Consider the following 16,743-nt stretch of genomic DNA (forward strand, 5'->3'; position numbering starts at 1 on the left):
TAGCTTGGGGGCGCAAACATACGGCATCTTCCTGGTTTCCCAAACTAAAACGTCCGGTTTGCCGGCCTCGGCGGGTAAGCCATTGGTTTCGTGCGGGAAAAAATCGGGGTGCCGGTGCACAAAAAAGCCCCCGACCTTGCGGCCGGGGGCTCCTTGTGCTTTACAGCAGCGCTTGACGCGGCGAATTAAGCGTTGTCGTCCGAGCCACCTTGGGCGGCAGCTTCACGCTCGTTGCCCATCATCCGGTCACGCAGGGCGCTCAGGGCGTCCAGGTCACCGAGGGTCGACTTCTCGGCTTTCTTCAGGTCGGCCACTTTGCCTTCGCCCTGCGAAGCGCCAGCGCCACCGGCGTTACCGGCAGGCTTCTTCTTCTGGAACTTGGCCATGCGGCTGTCTTCTTCCTGCTGGCCGGCACCGTAGGTAGCGGTGTGCGACAGCACGATGCGACGGTCGTCCTTCGAGAATTCCACTACGCGGAAGTCCAGCGACTCACCAACTTCCGGCGACGAGCCATCGGCTTTGGCCAGCGACTTGGGGTAAGCGAAGCCTTCGATGCCGTAGGGCAGCTCCAGCACCGCACCGCGGTCGGTTTTCTCGGTGATGGTAGCCTTGTGGGTCGAGCCGGGGGTAAACACCGTCTGGAAGGTATCCCAGGGGTTTTCTTCCAGCTGCTTGTGGCCCAGGGCCAGACGACGGTTGGCTACGTCCAGCTCCAGCACTACCACGTCCAGACGGTCGCCCACCTTCACCATTTCGGAGGGGTGCTTCACCTTCTTGGTCCACGACAGGTCCGACACGTGCACGAGGCCGTCCACACCTTCTTCCAGTTCTACGAACAGGCCGAAGTTGGTCAGGTTGCGTACCAGGCCGTTGTGCTTGGTGCCTACAGCGTACTTCGAGCCGAAGTCAGCGCGGGTCCAGGGGTCTTCGGTCAGCTGCTTGATGCCCAGGCTCATCTTACGGTCTTCGCGGTCGAGGGTCAGGATCTGCGCCTCCACTACGTCGCCCTGCTTGATGAAGTCCTGCGGGTTGCGCAGGTGCTGGCTCCACGACATTTCCGACACGTGGATCAGGCCCTCAACACCAGGCACGATTTCCATGAACGCGCCGTAGTCGGCTACGTTCACGATGCGACCCTGCACTTTGGAGCCGGGCTGCAGGTCTTGCGGCAGCGAATCCCACGGGTGCGGGGTCAACTGCTTCAGGCCCAGCGAAATACGCTTCTTGGCTTCGTCGAAGTCCAGCACTACCACGTTCAGCTTCTGGTCGAGCTGCAGTACTTCCGACGGGTGGGCGATACGGCCCCACGAGATGTCGGTGATGTGCAGCAGGCCGTCGACGCCGCCGAGGTCGATGAACACGCCGAAGTTGGTCATGTTCTTGATAACGCCCTCGAGGATCTGGCCTTTCTCCAGGTTGTTGAGGATGGCTTCGCGCTGCTTCTCCAGGTCCTTCTCGATGAGGACTTTGTGCGAAACAACCACGTTGTCGAAAGCGGCGTTGATTTTCACCACTTTCACTTCCATGCGACGACCCACGTAGATGTCGAAGTCGCGGATGGGCTTCACGTCGATCTGCGAGCCGGGCAGGAAGGCTTCTACGCCGTCCAGCTCCATGATCAGACCGCCTTTGGTGCGACGCTTCACTACCCCTTCCAGGATGGTGTCGTTTTCCAGCGCGTCGTAGATGGCCTTCCAGGCTTGCTTGATCTTCGCCTTCTTGCGCGAGAGGATCAGCTGGCCGTTCTGGTCTTCCTGGTCTTCGATGAAGACTTCTACTTCATCACCGGGCTTCAGCTCGGCCAGGTCGCGGAATTCCGAGCGCGGAACCAGACCGTCCGATTTGAAACCGATGTTCACGATAACGTCGCGGTCATTGACCGAAACGACCGTGCCCTTCACAACCTGCTCCTCCTCAACGGTGGTCAGGGTGCCGGCGTACATTTCTTCGAGACGGGCGCGCTCCTCTTTCGAGTAGTTGCCGCCGAAGCTGTTGGCTCCGACGTTGTCCCAATCGAAGTTGTCTACTACTTCTGCCATGATATTGCAGTTGGCCCTCGTTACACGTCCGGCGCAGGGCCCGCCTCCGGAACGCGTTTTTTATTGATTACCAGCGCCGAAGCGCCGTTCCGCCACCTTGGCGGGCCGCAAAGATAGGGGTTTTGACGGATAAAAGCGGTGGCATTCAGTTGATTTGCGTAGCTTGTCCGGCCGCTAATTCCCGGCCATTACATGTTCAGTCGCCTTATCCTGCTATTCATGGGAGCGATGCTGAGCGGCTGCGGTTTTTATCGTTGGCAGCTCGGAAGCTATTATTCTGTCCGAGCCAGCAGCAAGGCGCTGACGGAACAGGCCATTATCAGCCTGATTCAGGACGGCAGTATTCAGGTTAGAAGTGATGTGTGGCGGCCTATAATAGAGCGGCAAGCCGCGCTTGCAGGCGGTGAATTGGTCGGCCACTGGGTAGACAACAGCTACGTCGTAAAGCATCGAAACCGGAAAGGTTTCGTGATTTTCCACCCGGCCAACCGCACGTTCTATAGCTTCGATTTCTGCAACTGCGGGGCGCCTGTGGAGGAGCCAGAGGGGCTCGTTGGGCCCAATTGCGACCTGAGGATCCATAGCATAAACGCGCTGCAGCAGGACTCCGTCTTACACGCCATCAACTGGCCAGAAGCGGGGCCGGCGCTGGCGGAGTTTCGGAAAAATATCCTGCCCGTCATCCGGTGCCGAGTGGCAGCGCTTGATCAGCAACGCCCATAAGCCAAACGGCCCGCTTCGAGTGAAGCGGGCCGTTTCTGTTGACGACGGCTCCTTATGCTAGCACCGGCTCCGGCGCCCCAGCAAATTTGTGGTACTTGCCCAGCAGCCGCCCGATGCGGTACGTGGCCGGGATGATGACGCGCTTGACGAAGCCGGGGATGGTGGGCATGTCGTACTCGCGGGCGTAGCGCATCATCAGGTAAGCCGCGTCGAAGCGGTCGGGCTGGGCGGAGCCGGACTTGACCTGGGCGTCGTAGATGGCGGAGAGGAAGAACACGATGGTGTTGGCCGGCTTGATCCAGCCGGTGCAGTTCAGGATTTCGTCGCCGGCGTTCCAGAAGCGGTGGGGCACGCCGCGCCGAAACACGACGGACTCCCCTACCCCGGCATATCGTGGGGGCTGGCCCAGAATCTGGTAGGCCAGCCGGCCCCGAACCACGGTCAGGCTTTCGTCCTGCAGCCAGTGCGTGTGCATCACCGGGCCGTGCCCGGGCGCCACGGCGTTTTCGACGATAAGCCGGTCGCCGTCGGGCTCGGGCTGCAGGCGCAGGAAGGTCAGGGTTTCGCCCAGGCCGTTGGTGATGGTGTGGGGCAGGGCAGCGGGAACGGGCAGGTTGGTTTTCATAGCGGGTAAGGCAAGAAAAAGGGCAGGCAAGAACTTAGTGCGTCAGCTCGGGGCGCAGCTCGGCGGCGGGTCGGGTAGCTCCGGCGTGGGCAGCGGCCTTGGTTTCGGGCAGCCAGCTCAGCAGGCGGTGGGTGCGCAGAAAGGTGTAGACGATGCCCAGGGTCACGACCAGGCGCGGGTAGTTGGCCATTTGCCACTCGCGGGCCATGGTATTCACCGTATCCGCATCGATGCTGGCCGTAGAGGGCAGAAACAGCACCAGGTTGCGGGGCATGAAGTAGGCGAAGGTGAAGACCTCATTCACTACCAGGCCGGCCAGCAACAGCAGCAGCGGGCGGCGCAGGGCGCGGCCCTGGTTCCAGAGCAGGGCGGTGGCGGCCAGCAGGCTCAGCAGGGTGAAGGGCACCAGCGTCTGGAAGAAATAGCCGGCGTGCGAGAAGCGGAAGAACTGCCGGTAGGCCTGCAGCTCCTCGGCCGGATTGGTCGACCAGTTGGGCACTTCGGCAACCATCTGGTAGAGGCTGCCGCCCAACACGGCGCCGCAGCTGATGAAGGCCAGGGAGAACAGGGTGCGGCCCAGTTGGGCGCGCAGGGACGGGGCGGGGGTGGTTTTCATAGCCTTTGTGGGGTTGGTTGATGTATCACAAAGGTCTGCCGCGGTCCGGCCGCCTACTTGTACGTAACGGACATTCCGCTTTCCAGCACATCGGCGAAGAGGTGGCCCGGCAGGTGGCTTTTGCGGCGGCGGTACTCGCGGGGCGCCAGCTGGGTGAAGCTGCGGAAGGTCTTGCTAAAGTGGGCCTGGTCGGTGAACTGGCAGGCGTGGGCAATTTCCGTCAGCGACCAGTCGGTGCGGTGCATCAGCCCGGTGGCGTGGCGGTATTTCTGGTAGAGCAGGGTTTGCTCGGCGTTCATGCCCGTCAGGGCCCGCAGCCGGCGCGTAAGCTGGCGCGGCGAGTAGCAGAGCTGCTCGGCCAGGGCCGGCACCGACAAGCCCGGGGCAGCGGCCGCGTTCAGGTACTGGTTCAGCAGCCGCTCCTGGGCCGTGGGCTCGGGCCGACGCCGCAGCAGCCACTGCTGCACCAGTTGCACCCGCTGCGCGAAATCAGCCGCGTCCAGCAGTTGCTCCCCCAGCTCCCGCAAAGGCGGGCAGGCCAGCGTCAGATCCAGGCACTGGTTAACAAAGTCGGCAGCCTCGACCCGGAACAGGCTGGCTACGGCCGTGGGGTGGAGCACCATGCCGAACAGGGCGTGTCGGCGCGGCATCCAGGTTTGCACCGGCACCGAGTGGAAGCCGCTCAGAAAGCAGCGCGGCAACTGGAAGGCACGCGCTTCGATTTGGGCCGCTACCGGCTCCTCATCGTTGAGGTTGAAGATGACCTCGACCAGGCCCTTGGGAATAATCGTCTCGTGCGCCCGGGCGGCGGCCTGCCGGCTCATCTGCCAGCAGTGGCGCAGCGTGTCGCGCAGCGGAGAATGGGGCGGAACGAGGTAGAATTGCTCCATGAGGGCGGGCTATTCTGCAAAATAACCCAAAGACGCCTCGGCTTACTACCAAAACCAACCACATAACCATGTGAGGGCCAAGTAAAAACGGCCGACGCAAGCGCCGGCCGTTGATGAGATGCCGCAAGCGGCCTGACTAAGCCCGCCCCATCTGCCGCAGGAACAGCACGTGCGACAGCACGGCCGAGCGCATGCGCGGGAATTCGTTGTAGGCTACATCGAATTCCTGGCACACCTGCTTGATGATCTGGTTGATGGCTGGGTAGTGCACGTGCGAAATCTTGGGAAACAGGTGGTGCTCCACCTGGAAGTTCAGCCCGCCGACCAGCCAGCTGATAACGCGGCTGTTGGTGGCAAAATTGGCCGTGGTCTTGATCTGGTGAATGGCCCATTCGTCGTCCATCTTGCGCGAGGCTTCGTCCGGCATCGGGAAGGCGGTGTGCTCCACGGTGTGGGCCAACTGGAACACCAGGCTCAGTACGAAGCCGGCCACGCAGGTGATGGTGAGGAAGCCGACCAGCCAGGGCAGGAAACCCAGCGTGTAGATGGGCAGGGCCACGTAGAGCGCGAGGTTGAGCACCTTGAAGCCCCAGAACACCAGATGGTCACTCAGGGCCATCGGCTTCAGCGCCACCGAGCCGATTTTGCGGCGGAAGTACTTCTGGTAATCCATCACAAAAATCCACGACAGGTAGAGCATGCAGTAGAGGAACCAGAAGTAGAGGTGCTGGAAGCGGTGCAGGCGGTAGCGCTTCTGGGTGCGGCTCAGGCGCATCCAGGGCTGCACGTCAATGTCGTCGTCGACGCCGTCGATGTTGGTGTAGGCGTGGTGGACCACGTTGTGCTTCATGTTCCACATGAAGGATGAGCCGCCGAGCACGTTCAGGGTGAAGGCGGCGAAGTGGTTCAGCCACTTGTGCTGCGAGAAGGAGCCGTGGGCCCCGTCGTGCATCACGTTGAAGCCGATAGCGGCAATGACGCCGCCCAGCAGCACCGCTTCGAGCAGGGCCAGGGCGGCGGGCGGGGTAAAGAACACCAGGTGCACGTACAGCACAACGAAGCCGGTGAGCAGCAGCGCGGCCTTGGAAAGCAGGCCGGTGCTACCGGTGGTAGGCTTGCCAGTGGTTTCGAAGTGGAGGCTGATACGGCGTTTCAGCTCCGCGTGAAAGGAACGCGGGGCGGCGAATTTGGGAAGGGACATTCGGCAAGGGTGATGCGCCCCGGCCGCCATAAGGCGCCGAGGCCGGGCCGAAGAACCCCTCCGACGATAGGTCGCAACTCTGGCGGCAGCGTTTCTGCCGCGAGTTACGTTTATTCCAACGGTGCGCAGCCTGGGGTAGTTCAGCCGCCGCGGGGTAGCCCCGCGCCCGGTTGCCGAAAAGAGTAAACCCAATCGTTGAGCCCGGTTTTCGGGCGCGAATTATTTTTTTGAGCAGACTACCGCTGCGCCTCCTCCCCTTCGTCCAGCGTGGTGCTGTGCGTAATGGGGTAGCCCGCCGTCTGCAGCACGCCTTTGAGGTTTTCCCAATCCGGCTCGGTACCGGTGGCGGAGGCTACCACCGCCTCACCGGGCTCTATCCGGTCGACCACCAGGCCTTGCTGCTGCAGCAGGCTACGGGTTGCGGCCAGGGCGTCGGGGGCGGTCATGGCCGGGATGGTGAGTTGGTAGCGGACGAGCTGGTTGTTGTTGGCGGCGAAATCGGACATGGCAGGAAGCGGTAAGGGCTGAAGTTTGGTGTACTGCCGCCGCCGGCCAGGGTTACGGTCCAGCTGCCCCCAGCCCTACCGCTATTGCGGCAGGCGGGCCAGAAAGCGCCGCGCACTGTCGAGCCGGACTTGGTTGGCCGGGTACTGGGCCCGGTACCGCTGCATGCGGGCCGCCGCCCGGGCGTACAGGACGCGCGTGGCAGGCGCAGCCAGGAAATCCACAATGCGCTTGCCCCGGTACCGGGCGTAGGCCGAGTCGATGGCGCTGGAAATGGCATCGGGAGCTTGGCTGACCTGCACGGTGCGGGGGTACGGGCCGTAGCCGGCGGGGCTGCAGGCACGCGAATCGAGCTGCAGGCGCTGCAGGGCCGCGCCGTAATCCGGGTCGCGCTGCCCGAACACGGTGCGCGTTACCTGGGTCAAGGTCATCATGCCCGAGCACATGGCGCAGGGCTCCAGCGTGGTGTAGATAGTGTAGCCCGGCAGGGCATATTGGCGGGTGCGCTCCAGGTAGCTCTGAATCAGCCGCACTTCGCCGTGCTGGGTCTGGTTGCGCGTGGCGTTGACCGAGTTGCGGCCCCAGTGCACCACGTAGCCGTCGGCATTCACCAGCACCGAGCCGATGTTGAAGCCCCGGCTGGAGTCGCGCTGGGCGGTGGTCTGCCAGTCCTGGTACACCACGGCGTAGGCCAGCCAGGCGTAGAGTTGGTCCCGCTCCTGCTGCACCGTCAGGGGCGCGGGCGTCGACGGCGGGGGCGCCAGAACGGGCGCGGCCAGCAGCGCGCCGGCCAGGGGTAGCAGTGCTTTCATGCCTTGTGCGCCGGGCCTGCGGACCGTCCCCAAAGGCGGCCCGCCCGGCTTGCTGATTTGCCGCGAAGGTACGCCCGCGCCGGGGCCCTGGCCCGCACACCGCCGCCCGAAAACGAAGCGGCCGGCGGCCCTGCGTCGTCAACCCTGACGCAAGTCCACCGGCCGCGGGGCTTTCCCTCTCCCCTTTTTCTTAGATGATGGTGCTCAGGCCCACCTCAATGTTTTCGCGGTACAGCGGCGACTCCAGCCGCTCGGCCACCTGGAAGGCAATGTAGCTGCCCACCTGCTCGGTGGTGTGGGGCTGGTCGGCGTTCAGCTCGGGCGTGAGCACGCCGTCGTGCAGGGCTTTCTGCACGGCCGCCCGCACCGTATCGGCTTCCTGCAGCAGCCCGAAGTGCTCCAGCAGCATGGCCACCGACAGGATGGTGGCAATGGGGTTGGCAATGCCCTTGCCGGCCGCCTGCGGGTAGGAGCCGTGAATGGGCTCGAACAAGGCCACCGAGCTGCCCACCGAAGCCGAGGGCAGCAGCCCCAGGGAGCCGGCAATAACCGAGGCTTCGTCCGAAATAATGTCGCCGAACATGTTTTCGGTCAGGATGACGTCGAACTGCTTCGGGTTCAGAATCACCTGCATGGCCGCGTTGTCGACGAACAGGTAATCGACCTGCACCGCGGGGTACTCCGGGGCCAGCTGCTGCACCACTTCGCGCCAGAGACGGGAGGTTTCCAGCACGTTGGCCTTGTCGACGAGGGTAAGGTGGCCGCGGCGCGTCTCGGCGGCCTGGAAGGCCAGCCGGGCAATCCGCTCGATTTCCTCGCGCGAGTAGGTGCAGTGGTCGTAGGCCGAGCCGTCCTCGGTGCGGCCTTTCTGGCCGAAGTAGATGCCGCCGGTCAGCTCCCGGAAGATGAGCATGTCGGTGCCCTGGATGCGCTCGGCCCGCAGCGGCGAGTGGTCCAGCAGCACGTCGTAGGCCGTGACGGGGCGGATGTTGGCAAACAAACCCAGCGACTTGCGCAGGCGCAGCAGGCCTTGCTCGGGGCGCACCGGGGCGCTGGGGTCGTTGTCGTACTTCGGGTCGCCGATGGCGCCGAGCAGCACCGCGTCGGCGTGGTAGCAGGCCTGCAGCGTCGCGTCGGGCAGCGGGTTGCCGGTGGCGTCGATGGCGCAGGCGCCCATCAGCTGGTGGTCGTACTCGAACTCGTGGCCGAAACGCTCCGCCACCGCGTCGAGCACCTTCAGGGCCTCGCGGCAGACTTCGGGGCCGATTCCGTCGCCGGCCAGCACGGTAATTTTCTTGCTTAATACGCCCATACGCGTTGCTTTTCGTAGGCCGCAATGGCCTCTTTTTGATTGACCAGAAAATCGATGTCGTCGTAGCCGTTGAGCAGGCACTCCTTTTTGTAGGGGTCAATGTCGAAGCCGATACTCTGCTCCCACACCGGCACGTAGAGCTGCTGCGCGGCCAGATCGACGATGAAGCCGGTGCCGGGCTCCCGCTCCACTTCGGCCAGCAGGCGCTGCAGCACTTCTTCCGATACTTGCAGGGGCAACAGGCCGTTGTTCAGGGCGTTGCCGCGGAAGATGTCGGCGAAGTAGCTGCTGATGACCACCCGGAAGCCCGCGTCGTAGAGGGCCCAGGCGGCGTGCTCCCGCGAGGAGCCGCAGCCGAAGTTTTTGCCCGCCAGCAGGATTTGCCCGCTGTAGCGCGCATTGTTCAGCACGAAGTCGGGCCGGGGCTGCCCGTCGGCGGTGTAGCGCCAGTCGCGGAACAGGTTTTCGCCGAAGCCTTCCCGCGAGGTAGCCTTCAGGAAGCGGGCCGGGATAATCTGGTCGGTGTCGACGTTTTCGATGGGCAGCGGCACGGCGCCGGAGCGCAGGATTTCAAACTTTTCCATGGGCAAAGGCGGCTTACGCGCTGGCGGCCAGGGCGGCTTCCGGCTGGGTGGCAGATGCGGTTTCGAGCACGGCGGCCACGTCGACCAGCCGGCCTTCGACGGCGGTAATGGCAGCCACCAGCGGACTGGCCAGCAGGGTGCGCGCCCCGGGGCCCTGCCGGCCCTCGAAGTTGCGGTTGGAGGTCGACACGCAGTAGGCGCCGGCCGGAATCTTGTCCTCGTTCATGGCCAGGCAGGCGCTGCAGCCCGGTTCGCGCAGTTCGAAGCCGGCGGCGGCCAGCACCTGGTCGATGCCTTCGGCGCGGGCCTGCTGCTCCACGGCCTTGGAGCCGGGCACGATGATGGCCTCCACGTGCGGGGCCTTCTGCTTGCCGCGCACGTAGGCGGCCACCGCGCGCAGATCCTCGATGCGGGAGTTGGTGCAGCTGCCAATGAAGACGTGGCTGATCTGCTTGCCCAGCAGCGACTCGCCTGGCTGGAAACCCATGTACTGCAGCGCCTTGCCGAAGCCAGTCTCTTCGCCTTCGGCGGCCGTCAGCGGAATGGGTGCGCTCAAGGCAATGCCCATGCCCGGGTTGGTGCCGTAGGTTATCATGGGCCGGATGTCGGCCGCGTCGTAGCGGATTTCGGCGTCGAACGTGGCGTCGGCGTCGGAGTAAAGCGTCTGCCAGTAAGCCACGGCCTGCTCCCAGCGCGCCCCCTGCGGGGCGTGGGGCCGGCCTTGCAGGTAGGCAAATGTGGTTTCATCGGGGGCAATGAGGCCGCCGCGGGCGCCCATTTCGATGCTCATGTTGCAGACGGTCATGCGGCCTTCCATCGTCAGGCTGCGCACCGCCTCGCCGGCGTACTCCACGAAGTAGCCGGTGGCCCCGCCCGTGCCGAGCTGGGCAATGATGTAGAGAATCAGGTCCTTGGCCGTCACGCCGGGGCGCAGCTGGCCGTCGACGGTGATGCGCATGCGCCGGGGCCGGCTCAGCAGCAGGCACTGCGAGGCCATGACCTGGGCCACCTGGCTGGTACCGATGCCGAAGGCAATGGCCCCGAACGCGCCGTGGGTGGAAGTGTGCGAGTCGCCGCAGACGATGCTCATGCCCGGCTGCGTAAGGCCCAGCTCCGGCCCGATGACGTGCACGATGCCCTGGCGCTGGTGGCCCAGCCCGTACAGCTCCACGCCGTATTTCCGGCAGTTTTCCGTCAGCTTATCCACCTGCGAGCGGGACAAAGGCTCCTCGATGGGCAGGTGCTGATTACGGGTCGGCACGTTGTGGTCGGCCGTGGCTACTATCTGCTCCCGGCGAAACAGCGGCAGCCCGCGGGCCTCTAATTCGTCGAAAGCCTGCGGGCTGGTGACTTCGTGGATGAGGTGCCGGTCGATGTAAAACACGTCCTGGCCGCCCGCAATGGAGCTGACCACGTGCGCGTCCCAGATTTTGTCGACGAGAGTTTTGGGCATGGTGGGCGGGGTGGGATGGTACAGAATTTATCGGGCCGTCATGTCGAGCTTGTCGAGACATCTCGCGTGCTGATGGCTGGTAGTAAATTCCTGGCTGGACGAGAAGATTACTTGTGGAAGTCAGCATGCGAGATGTCTCGACAAGCTCGACATGACGTTCTTTTAGGAGTCGGCATGACGGGCTGATGGTGACGTTCTAGCCGGCTGTGACGAGGTTTTGCTGTTCAATGAGCACGTGCAGGTCCTGGTCAACCACTTCCTTTTTGTGGTCGGCCAGCGCCAGGAAGGAGGCATAGGCTTGGTTGAGGGCGGCGCGCTCCAAATCGTAGCCCAGCTTCTGCAGGCGGTAGGCCAGGGCCGCGCGGCCCGAGCGGGCCGTCAGCACGATGGAGGAATCGGCCACGCCCACTTCGCGCGGGTCGATGATTTCGTAGGTTTCGCGGTGCTTGATGACACCGTCCTGGTGAATGCCGCTGGAGTGCGAAAAGGCGTTGGCGCCCACGATGGCCTTGTTGGGCTGCACCGGCATGCTCATCAGGTGGGCCACCATGGCCGAGGTTTCGGCCAGCAGCCGGGTATTGATGCCGGTGTGCAGGTTCAGGTAGGGGTGCTGGCGCATAATCATCACCACTTCCTCCAGGGCCGTGTTGCCGGCCCGCTCTCCTACCCCGTTGATGGTGCACTCGATCTGCCGGGCCCCGTGCAGCACGCCCGAAATGGAGTTGGCCGTGGCCATGCCCAAATCGTTGTGGCAGTGGGTGGAGAGCGTGACGCCCTCGATGCCCGTCACGTTTTCGCGCAGGTACTGGATTTTGGCCCCGTACTCGGCCGGCAGGCAGTAGCCGGTGGTATCGGGGATGTTGAGCACGGTGGCCCCGGCCCGGATGGCGGCCTCGCACACGCGGGCCAGGAACTCGTTGTCGGTGCGGCCCGCGTCCTCGGCGTAAAACTCCACGTCCTCCACGAAGCTCTTGGCCAGCTTCACGGCCGCCACGGCGCGCCGCAGCACGTCTTCGCGGGTGGTCTGCAGCTTGAACTGCACGTGGGAGTCGGAGGTGCCGATGCCGGTGTGGATGCGGGGGCGGCGGGCGCCGCGCAGGGCCTCGGCCGCTACCCGGATGTCGTTTTCGACGGCGCGGGACAGGCCGCAGACGGTGGCCTCCTTGACCTGCCGGGCAATGGCCTGCACGGCGGCAAAGTCGCCGGGGCTGGACACGGGGAAGCCGGCTTCGATGACGTCGACGCCCAGCAGCTCGAGCTGGCCGGCAATGACGAGCTTTTCCTCGCGGTTGAGCTTGCACCCCGGCACCTGCTCCCCGTCGCGCAGGGTGGTGTCGAAGATCTGTACTTTCTGAGCTGCCATGAGCTAAGGGTTCGGTTCAGCGGATTGCAGGCCGCAAGAACACGGGCAGACGCAGGGCAGGAAAACTATTTTTGGCGGGTGCTACTATTTCCAAAACGAGAACAGCGCCGCTTAACCGTTTAATAAACAACATCATACGCCAGCCCAAAATACAAAGGCTAACCGCACCTTAACCTGGCACGGTTAGCCTTACGAAGTTGGATTGCAGCGTTTGCGGCGGGCTGTTATTCCGTCGCCTCGGCGCCGGCTGCCACCGTTTGCCCCGTCACCAGGGCCGTGTAGAGGCGGGCCAGCCCGGCCCCGAGGGTCTGGCTGAAGGGCTTTTCAAACACGATGTCGTCGACGGAAGCCACGCCCACCACTTCGGCGGCGGTACCCGTCATGAAGGCGCCCGTGGCCCCGCGCAGCTCCTCGGGGCGGAAGAACTTCTCCGTCACCCGGATGCCGGCTTCGCGGGCCAAATCGATGATGGTGTTGCGGGTGATGCCGCGCAGAATGCTGCCGGCGGGCGGGGTGAACAGCTCCCCGTCGCGCTCGAAGAAGAAGTTGGCGCCGGGCCCCTCGGCCACGTAGCCGTGCATGTCGAGCAGCAGGGCCTCGTCGAAGCCCCGGCCCTTGGCCTCGGAGCTGGCAATGATGGAGTTGGCGTAGTGCCCGGCTACTTTGGCCTCAATGGGCACGGCCTTGGGGTTGGGCCGCTCATAGGGCGAAATGGTCAGGCGCAGGGACTGGTCGCCGAGGTACTTGCCCCAGTCCCACACGGCCACGAGCAGGTTGCCGGCGGCGGCGCACTTCAGGGTCATGTTGGGCGTGGCCGCGTAGGCCAGCGGCCGGATGTAGGCGTCCGAGAGCCCGTTGATTTCCAGCAGGCGGTAGCTGATTTCGGTCAGCTCGGCCACCGAGTAGTTCAGCGGCAGCCCGATGGCCTGGCAGGAGTAGTGAAACCGCTCGAAGTGTTCCTGGGGCTTGAAGATGCGGGTGCCGCCGGGCGTGTGGTAGGCGCGCAGGCCCTCAAACACGGCGTAGCCGTAGTGCAGAGACTGGGCGTAGACGCCGACCGAAGCCTGCTCGGCCGCGACAAACTCTCCGTCGACAAAAGCGACGGTGTTGCTGGTAAAATACATGTAAGCGGGGTGCGTTAAAAGGGGGCAGGTGGAAAGCAAAAAGCCTTTCGGCGCGCGGTACGGGCGGCGAAAGGCAGATTCTGATGGGCAAAAGAGCAAGCCATTTGTCAGCCCGTGGCCCGCGGCAGCATGAGGTGGACGACGAGATACAGCGCGGCGGGCATGGGGCAAAGGCCGGTGGGCGCGTGCGGAGCGGTGAGCGGCGCTCCGCACGGGCTGGTGGACAGGGGCGGCGAATTATTTTCTGGCTGGCGGGTAGCAGCGGCGGCCGGCTTCCTCCTTAGCTTGCGCCCCCCGCGTGGCCATTGCCAGCGGGTACAGCGGCGTGGGCGTGAAGAAGTTGGCCGGCCGGCGGCGCTACCCGAATGCTGCCCGCAAGAACACGCCCGCCCCGGCGCCGCAAAAACCACTTTTCCGCGTGGCTACTATTTCCAAGCGCAACTATTCACCCGCCAATCATCTTGCTAACAGCAGCTTGCCCCAAACCCCGCTACAATGCCCAACGGCAGTATAGACCCCGTTTTTCAGCTCGTTAAGTCGCTCACCCGCACCGAAAAGCGGCATTTTCGGCTGTTTGCCGGCCGGCCCGGCACCGGCGAGGATCTGAAGTTCATGCGCCTGTTCGACGCCCTCGACGGCCTCGCGCAGTACGACGAGGAGCGCATTCTGGCGCAGGTGCCGGCCATCAAGAAGGTGCAGCTGGCCAACCTCAAAGCCAGCCTGTACCGGCAGCTGCTCAGCAGCCTGCGTGCCTACCACGCCGGCCAGAACGTGGACATTCAGCTGCACGAGCAGCTCGACTACGCCCGGGTGCTCTACAACAAGGGCTTCTACCAGCAGGCCCTGCGCATGCTGGAGCGCACCAAGCAGCAGGCCCAGCAGGCCCGGCTGCCCCACGTGGCCCTCATTGCCCTCGACTTCGAAAAGCTCATCGAAGCCCAGTACATCACGCGCAGCCTACGCGGCCGGGCCGAGGATTTGTCGGCCGAGTCCTTGGACACGGTGCAGCACGTGACGCAGCTGCACCGCCTCTCCAACGTGGCCCTGCGCATGTACGGGCTGTACCTGCGCGTGGGCCACGCCCGCAGCCAGCCGGATGCCGAGCGGATTACGGCCCGCTTTCAGGCCGCGCTGGCCGGCATCGACGTCAGCCACGGGGGCTTCTACGAGCGGCTGTACTACTACCAGGCCCAGGTGTGGTACTCCACCATCGTCCAGGATTTCCGGGCCGGCTACCGCTACGCGCAGAAGTGGGTGGACTTGTTTGAGCAGGCCCCCGACATGATGGAGCAGCAGCCCATGCTCTACATCAAAGGCCTGCACAACCTGCTGGCGGCCCTCTACAACCTCTTGTACTACAGCAAATTCGTGCGGGTGCTGGCGAAGCTCGAAGCATTTGCCGCCACGCTCACCCGGTCCACGCCCAATACCGACGTGCTGCTGTTTCAGTACATCTACACCCACAAAATCAACGCGGCGTTCTTGGAAGGGCGCTTTACGGCCAGCCTGCAGCTGATGCCGGAGCTGCTGGAAAAGCTGGTCCTCTTTCAGCCCCAGCTCGATTTGCACCGCCGGCTGATTTTCTACTACAAGATTGCCAGCCTGTACTTCGGCAGCGGGCACTACCGCAAGGCCATCGAGTACCTGAACAAAATCATTCAGTACCGCGACGTGACCCTGCGCGAGGACATTCAGTGCTTTGCCCGCATCCTGAACCTGATTGCGCACTACGAGGCCGGGCAGGACGAAATGCTGGAGTACCAGATTCGCTCGGTGTACCGCTTTCTGGGCAAGATGAACGAGCAGCAGCAGATGCAGGTGGAAATCTTCCGCTTCCTGCGCACGGCCGGGCGGCTGGCCCCGCACCAGCTCAAGGAGGCCTTTATTGAGCTAAAAAACCGCCTGCTGGCCATATCCGACAACCCCTACGAGCGGCGCCCCTTCCTCTACCTCGACATCATTTCCTGGCTGGAAAGCAAGATTGAGGACGTACCAGTGGAGGACATCATGCGGCGGAAATTCGCCCGGATGAAGTAGGCGGTTGCACGGAGCAAAACAGAACGTCATCCTGACGAAGGAAGGACCTTCCTCGAACCACGCAACGCCGCAAATGCCAACGTGCAGACGCTAGTTGGCTGAAACGGTAAAGCGCAGCCACCAACGATAGAACGTTAGCGGCTGCGCTTTTCAGATGGTGCAGGGTGCGAGGAAGGTCCTTGGCTACGCCGACCTTCGGTTCGCTCTGCTCAGGATGACAGACGCAAACCCGTTCTACGCCGCCCGGCCGAGCTGGCGCAGGAACAGCACGTGCGACAATACGGCGGTGCGCATACGCGGGAATTCGTGGTAGACCACGTCGAATTCCTGGCAGGCCTGCTTGATGATTTTGCTGATGGCCGGGTAGTGCACGTGCGAAATCTTGGGGAAAAGGTGGTGCTCCACCTGGAAGTTCAGCCCGCCCAGCAGCCAGGTTACCACTTTGTTGTCGGTGGCGAAGTTGGCGGTGGTTTTCAGCTGGTGAATGGCCCACTCGTCCTCCATCTTGTAGGTCTGGGCATCGGGCACGGGGAAGGTGGCGGGTTCCACGGTGTGGGCCAGCTGAAACACCAGGCTTAGCGAGAAGCCGGCCACGGCGGCGAAAATCAGGAAGCCGATAATCCAGGGCACGAAGCCCACCATGTAAATCGGCAGGGCCACGAACAGGCCCAGGTACAGCACCTTGAAGCCCCAGAACGTGAGCTGGTCACCGAGGGTCATCTTCTTGAGCGGCACCGAGCCGATGGCGCCCTTGAAGTATTTCTGGTAGTCCATCATCACCACCCAGGCCAGGTAGAACAGCGCGTACAGAAACCAGAAGTAGTAGTGCTGGTAGCGGTGCAGGGCGCGGCGCGGCTGCGTCTCGCTCAGGCGCAGCCAGGGCTGGGCATCGATGTCGTCGTCCACCCCGTCGATGTTGGTGTACATGTGGTGGATGAGGTTGTGCTTCATGTTCCACATGAAGGAGTTGCCGCCGAATACGTTCAGGGTAAAGGCGGCGGCCTGGTTCAGCCACTTGTGCTCCGAAAACGAGCCGTGGGCCCCGTCGTGCATCACGTTGAAGCCGATGGCAGCCCCGACGGCGCCCATAAGCACGCACTCTAGGATGGCCCAGCCCGCCGGGGGCGTGAAGAACACGAGGTGGATGTAGAGGAACAGCAGGGCCCCGGTCAGCAGGGCGGCTTTGGTGAACAGGGTGGCGTTGCCGGTGGTGGCTTTGCCGGCCTGCTCGAAGTAGTCGTTGACGCGGCGCTTCAGCTCCTGGTGAAACGATTCACTCTGCCGGACGGCGGCAAACTTGGGTACGGACATGCGGGTGAGTAGTGGGTATCGGGCCGTAAAGGTACGGCACAAAGCCCGCGGCGGACGCGACCTGACGCAAATCAGCTCCGCCGCGGCCGGGTTTGGGTAGACACCCCGACCGGCTAACTCGTTCCGTCGGGCCTAGACGGGTGGAATAT

The 16,743-nt window shown here is 63.7% G+C and carries 15 protein-coding genes; 2 read left to right on the forward strand and 13 right to left on the reverse strand.

Going from position 1 to position 16,743, the window contains the following annotated elements; genetic code table 11:
- Positions 1-185 precede the first annotated feature (185 nt).
- Entirely contained in the window at positions 186-2,039 is a 1,854-nt protein-coding gene (gene rpsA / locus EJV47_RS10185; protein ID WP_126693053.1) for a 30S ribosomal protein S1, read from the reverse strand.
- Positions 2,040-2,231: 192 nt separating this feature from the next.
- On the opposite strand from rpsA, the gene EJV47_RS10190 reads away from it, so the two are divergent.
- Complete coding sequence (locus EJV47_RS10190) at positions 2,232-2,762, forward strand: hypothetical protein (RefSeq protein ID WP_126693054.1); 531 nt, start codon at positions 2,232-2,234, stop codon at positions 2,760-2,762.
- A 52-nt stretch (positions 2,763-2,814) separates the two neighbouring features.
- Here EJV47_RS10190 and EJV47_RS10195 read toward each other — a convergent pair whose 3' ends face one another.
- The 11 genes from EJV47_RS10195 to EJV47_RS10245 form a co-directional block, all read right to left on the reverse strand.
- Positions 2,815-3,387, reverse strand: coding sequence for a cupin domain-containing protein (locus EJV47_RS10195; RefSeq protein WP_126693055.1), 573 nt, complete (start codon positions 3,385-3,387; stop codon positions 2,815-2,817).
- Between the two features lie 34 nt (positions 3,388-3,421).
- Positions 3,422-4,003, reverse strand: coding sequence for a DUF1772 domain-containing protein (locus EJV47_RS10200; RefSeq protein ID WP_126693056.1), 582 nt, complete (start codon positions 4,001-4,003; stop codon positions 3,422-3,424).
- Between the two features lie 53 nt (positions 4,004-4,056).
- The gene (locus tag EJV47_RS10205; protein ID WP_126693057.1) at positions 4,057-4,893 is read right to left on the reverse strand and encodes a helix-turn-helix domain-containing protein; all 837 of its coding nucleotides are present in this window, start codon (positions 4,891-4,893) and stop codon (positions 4,057-4,059) included.
- Between the two features lie 136 nt (positions 4,894-5,029).
- On the reverse strand, positions 5,030-6,094 hold the full coding sequence (locus EJV47_RS10210) for a fatty acid desaturase family protein (RefSeq protein WP_126693058.1): 1,065 nt from the start codon (positions 6,092-6,094) through the stop codon (positions 5,030-5,032).
- A 236-nt stretch (positions 6,095-6,330) separates the two neighbouring features.
- Entirely contained in the window at positions 6,331-6,600 is a 270-nt protein-coding gene (locus EJV47_RS10215; RefSeq protein ID WP_126693059.1) for a hypothetical protein, read from the reverse strand.
- Positions 6,601-6,681: 81 nt separating this feature from the next.
- Positions 6,682-7,410 carry a nucleoside deaminase gene (locus tag EJV47_RS10220; RefSeq protein WP_126693060.1) on the reverse strand — a complete coding sequence of 243 codons (729 nt, stop codon included), beginning with the start codon at positions 7,408-7,410 and terminating at the stop codon, positions 6,682-6,684.
- Positions 7,411-7,600: 190 nt separating this feature from the next.
- Positions 7,601-8,722, reverse strand: coding sequence for a 3-isopropylmalate dehydrogenase (leuB, locus tag EJV47_RS10225; protein ID WP_126693061.1), 1,122 nt, complete (start codon positions 8,720-8,722; stop codon positions 7,601-7,603).
- Complete coding sequence (leuD, locus tag EJV47_RS10230) at positions 8,710-9,306, reverse strand: 3-isopropylmalate dehydratase small subunit (protein WP_126693062.1); 597 nt, start codon at positions 9,304-9,306, stop codon at positions 8,710-8,712. The genes leuB and leuD overlap by 13 nt, the downstream gene beginning before the upstream one ends.
- A gap of 13 nt (positions 9,307-9,319) precedes the next feature.
- Entirely contained in the window at positions 9,320-10,759 is a 1,440-nt protein-coding gene (gene leuC / locus EJV47_RS10235; RefSeq protein ID WP_126693063.1) for a 3-isopropylmalate dehydratase large subunit, read from the reverse strand.
- Between the two features lie 196 nt (positions 10,760-10,955).
- On the reverse strand, positions 10,956-12,122 hold the full coding sequence (locus EJV47_RS10240; protein WP_126693064.1) for a 2-isopropylmalate synthase: 1,167 nt from the start codon (positions 12,120-12,122) through the stop codon (positions 10,956-10,958).
- A gap of 224 nt (positions 12,123-12,346) precedes the next feature.
- Complete coding sequence (locus tag EJV47_RS10245; RefSeq protein WP_126693065.1) at positions 12,347-13,246, reverse strand: branched-chain amino acid transaminase; 900 nt, start codon at positions 13,244-13,246, stop codon at positions 12,347-12,349.
- A gap of 495 nt (positions 13,247-13,741) precedes the next feature.
- Here EJV47_RS10245 and EJV47_RS10250 point away from each other — a divergent pair, with 495 nt between their 5' ends.
- Complete coding sequence (locus tag EJV47_RS10250) at positions 13,742-15,283, forward strand: hypothetical protein (protein WP_126693066.1); 1,542 nt, start codon at positions 13,742-13,744, stop codon at positions 15,281-15,283.
- 234 nt (positions 15,284-15,517) lie between these two features.
- Here EJV47_RS10250 and EJV47_RS10255 read toward each other — a convergent pair whose 3' ends face one another.
- Complete coding sequence (locus tag EJV47_RS10255) at positions 15,518-16,594, reverse strand: fatty acid desaturase family protein (protein ID WP_126693067.1); 1,077 nt, start codon at positions 16,592-16,594, stop codon at positions 15,518-15,520.
- Positions 16,595-16,743: the final 149 nt, after the last annotated feature.

This window comes from Hymenobacter gummosus, from assembly GCF_003970915.1.
Classification (GTDB): domain Bacteria; phylum Bacteroidota; class Bacteroidia; order Cytophagales; family Hymenobacteraceae; genus Solirubrum; species Solirubrum gummosum.

Excerpts from the sequence above, each read along its gene's own strand:
- rpsA (WP_126693053.1), bottom strand. The coding sequence starts at position 2,039 with ATGGCAGAAGTAGTAGACAACTTCGATTGGGACAACGTCGGAGCCAAC.
- EJV47_RS10190 (WP_126693054.1), top strand. The coding sequence starts at position 2,232 with ATGTTCAGTCGCCTTATCCTGCTATTCATGGGAGCGATGCTGAGCGGC.
- EJV47_RS10195 (WP_126693055.1), bottom strand. The coding sequence starts at position 3,387 with ATGAAAACCAACCTGCCCGTTCCCGCTGCCCTGCCCCACACCATCACC.
- EJV47_RS10200 (WP_126693056.1), bottom strand. The coding sequence starts at position 4,003 with ATGAAAACCACCCCCGCCCCGTCCCTGCGCGCCCAACTGGGCCGCACC.
- EJV47_RS10205 (WP_126693057.1), bottom strand. The coding sequence starts at position 4,893 with ATGGAGCAATTCTACCTCGTTCCGCCCCATTCTCCGCTGCGCGACACG.
- EJV47_RS10210 (WP_126693058.1), bottom strand. The coding sequence starts at position 6,094 with ATGTCCCTTCCCAAATTCGCCGCCCCGCGTTCCTTTCACGCGGAGCTG.
- EJV47_RS10215 (WP_126693059.1), bottom strand. The coding sequence starts at position 6,600 with ATGTCCGATTTCGCCGCCAACAACAACCAGCTCGTCCGCTACCAACTC.
- EJV47_RS10220 (WP_126693060.1), bottom strand. The coding sequence starts at position 7,410 with ATGAAAGCACTGCTACCCCTGGCCGGCGCGCTGCTGGCCGCGCCCGTT.
- leuB (WP_126693061.1), bottom strand. The coding sequence starts at position 8,722 with ATGGGCGTATTAAGCAAGAAAATTACCGTGCTGGCCGGCGACGGAATC.
- leuD (WP_126693062.1), bottom strand. The coding sequence starts at position 9,306 with ATGGAAAAGTTTGAAATCCTGCGCTCCGGCGCCGTGCCGCTGCCCATC.
- leuC (WP_126693063.1), bottom strand. The coding sequence starts at position 10,759 with ATGCCCAAAACTCTCGTCGACAAAATCTGGGACGCGCACGTGGTCAGC.
- EJV47_RS10240 (WP_126693064.1), bottom strand. The coding sequence starts at position 12,122 with ATGGCAGCTCAGAAAGTACAGATCTTCGACACCACCCTGCGCGACGGG.
- EJV47_RS10245 (WP_126693065.1), bottom strand. The coding sequence starts at position 13,246 with ATGTATTTTACCAGCAACACCGTCGCTTTTGTCGACGGAGAGTTTGTC.
- EJV47_RS10250 (WP_126693066.1), top strand. The coding sequence starts at position 13,742 with ATGCCCAACGGCAGTATAGACCCCGTTTTTCAGCTCGTTAAGTCGCTC.
- EJV47_RS10255 (WP_126693067.1), bottom strand. The coding sequence starts at position 16,594 with ATGTCCGTACCCAAGTTTGCCGCCGTCCGGCAGAGTGAATCGTTTCAC.